At 74.1% G+C, this 2643-nt stretch carries 2 protein-coding genes; one reads left to right on the top strand and one right to left on the bottom strand.

The features are described from left to right. On the top strand, nt 1-1157 hold a 1157-nt coding region (locus ACIQOV_RS36500), incomplete at its 5' end, for a SpoIIE family protein phosphatase (RefSeq protein ID WP_401055103.1). A gap of 72 nt (nt 1158-1229) precedes the next feature. On the opposite strand, the gene ACIQOV_RS36495 is transcribed toward ACIQOV_RS36500, so the two are convergent. After that, complete coding sequence (locus tag ACIQOV_RS36495) at nt 1230-2420, bottom strand: CapA family protein (RefSeq protein ID WP_401055102.1); 1191 nt, start codon at nt 2418-2420, stop codon at nt 1230-1232. Nucleotides 2421-2643: the final 223 nt, after the last annotated feature.

Genomic DNA, 2643 nt, shown 5'->3' with positions numbered 1-2643 from the left:
TCGTCGGCGACGTCGTCGGCCACGGCCTGCACGCCGCCGCCACCATGGGCCGGCTGCGCACCGCCGTGCTCAACTTCTCCGCCCTCGACCTGCCCGCGCTGCGCGGGGTCGGCGGGGACTGGTTCGACGTCATCCCGCTGCCCGGCTTCCGGGTGGCCCTGGTCGTCGGCGACGTCGTCGGCCACGGCCTGCACGCCGCCGCCACCATGGGCCGGCTGCGCACCGCCGTGCTCAACTTCTCCGCCCTCGACCTGCCCCCGGACGAACTGATCGCCCGCCTCGACGAGCTGGTCACCCGACTCGACCAGGACGAGGAGGCCGGGACGGCGGAGGAGGGCAAGAACGCGCCCGTCACCGGGGCGACCTGCCTGTACGCGATCTACGATCCGGTCTCCGGCCAGTGCAGCATGGCACGGGCGGGGCACCCTCCGCCCGCGCTGGTCCACCCCGACGGCGGTGTGGAGTTCGCCGACCTGCCGGCCGGCCCGCCGCTCGGCGTGGGCGGACTGCCCTTCGAGACCACCGAGCTGCGGCTGGAACCCGGAACCGCGCTCGTCCTCTACACCGACGGGCTGGTCGAGAACCGCGACCGCGACCTCGGCACCGGGCTCGACGAGCTGCGCCGGTCGCTGACCGGCGCCCAGGACCACCGGTCCCCGGAGGACACCTGCCGGGCCGTGTTCGACGCGCTGGTCCCACCGCGGCGCAGCGACGACATCGCCCTCCTCGTCGCGCGCACCCGGCTGCTCGATCCGGACCGCGTGGCCGTCTGGGACGTGCCGTTCGACTTCGCCGCCGTGTCCCGCGTCCGCAACGAGTGCGTCGAGCGGCTGACGGCCTGGGGACTGGAGGAGCTGACCTTCACGGCCGAGCTGATCCTCAGCGAGCTGATCACCAATGCCATCCGCTACGGCGCCGAGCCGATCCGGGTGCGGCTGCTGAAGGACAGCAGCCTGGTCTGCGAGGTCTCCGACGGCAGCAGCACCGCCCCCCACCTGCGCTACGCCGCCACCACGGACGAGGGCGGCCGGGGCCTGTTCCTGGTGGCGCAGCTGGCCGAGCGGTGGGGCACCAGGTACACGGCCCGGGGCAAGGTCATCTGGTCCGAGCAGCCCCTGACCGCGCCCGAGTACCGGTTCGAGGCGCTGTTGGCGTGACACCGGGAGTGGTTCGCGTCGGACGGTTACGGTGCCATCCGTGCACGCAGGACGGTTCGGGTGCTGGTCCGCTCAGGGGGCCGCGGTCAGCCCTGCCGAGGCGCCGCCGCGGCTCAGCACGACCGTCCGGATGTGCTCCAGGGCCCGGGCGTAGTCGCCGCGGCCTGGGGCGTGGTGGACGGCCTCGGTCAGGTCGAGGACCCGGTAGGGCGGGCCGAGGTCCGTCAGCTGCGGGACGAACTCGGCCTTGGTGACGGCCCATCGCTGCCCGGGCCGGGGCGGCGGCGAGAAGGTGAACCGGGCGATCGAGCTCCAGTTCCCGCGCGGGTCCTCCGCGCCGGTGTAGTTGAACATGTGTCCGGCCAGCTGGTCGCCCAGGCCGTAGACCGTCCAGGTGTCGCCGATCTTCTCGTACGCCTGCGGGATGTGGGCGTGGGTGCCGAGGATCAGATCGATGTCGGGCCGGCCGGGGCTCTGCTCGGCGGCCAGGTCGCGGGCGAGTGCGAGCTGCTGGTCGTTCGGGGTGTCCTGCCACTCGGTGCCCCAGTGGAGGCTGACCACCACGATGTCCGCCCCCTGCTCCCGGACGGTCCTGGCGTCGGTGAGGATCCGCTCCCGGTCGATGAGGTTGACCGCCCAGGGCTGCCCCTGCGGCAGCGGGATGCCGTTGGTGCCGTAGGTGTAGGCGAGCTGGGCCACCGTGGCGCCGCCTGCCGTGAGCAGCGCGGGGCTGCCCGCCTCGTCGGCGCCGCGGGCGGAGCCCGTGTGTTTGAGGCCGACGGCGTCCATGGCGTCGAGCGTGCGCCGGATGCCGGCGGGTCCGTCGTCGAGCGTGTGGTTGGAGGCGGTGTCGCAGGAGCCGTATCCGGCGTCCTTGAGCGCCCGGGCGATCTGCGGGGGCGACTTGAACGACGGGTAGCCGGTGAAGGGCCCACCGTCGGGGCCGTACACCGTCTCCATGTGGCAGATGGCCAGATCGGCGGCACTGATGACCGGCTTGACGCCGGCGAGCATCGGGGTGAAGTCGTAGCCGTTGCCGCCGGCGTCCTCCGCGGCCTGCCGGATGATCTCGGTGTGCGGCAGGACGTCCCCCGTCGCGACCAGTGTGAACGCCCGTGGCCCCGACGGGGTCGGCGTGGCCGTGGCGCCCGGATCGCGCAGCGGCGACGGTGTGCCCTGCCGGGCCTGCGGTGCGCCGCACCCCGTGAGGGCGAGCAGCAGGGCGGTGGCGGCGGTGAGAACTTCTCGGCGCGGAAATCGCATCGTCGGACCGTCCGGTCATCGGCGGGTATGAGGTCCGACTATGCGAGCAACCGACCGGCCGATGCGGAACCCGCGCCCTGAGATTCACCCGACGGGACTCAACACGGCGGCACCCCGGAGGACCGGCTCCCGCGGCGGGGCGGTGCGCCGGCGGCCACCCGGGGCCCCCCCGCGGGGACCGCGCCGCCCCGCGCGGCGCGGCGCCGCCGGCCGGCGCGTCCGG

It is taken from the genome of Kitasatospora sp. NPDC091257 (assembly GCF_044757675.1).
GTDB classification, from domain to species: Bacteria; Actinomycetota; Actinomycetes; order Streptomycetales; family Streptomycetaceae; genus Kitasatospora; species Kitasatospora lactacystinica.
Note: the sequence above shows the minus strand (reverse complement) of the source record. Positions and strands in the feature narration are given on the sequence as shown.

Coding starts and splice junctions, on each gene's coding strand:
- ACIQOV_RS36495 (WP_401055102.1), bottom strand. CDS start 2,420: ATGCGATTTCCGCGCCGAGAAGTTCTCACCGCCGCCACCGCCCTGCTG.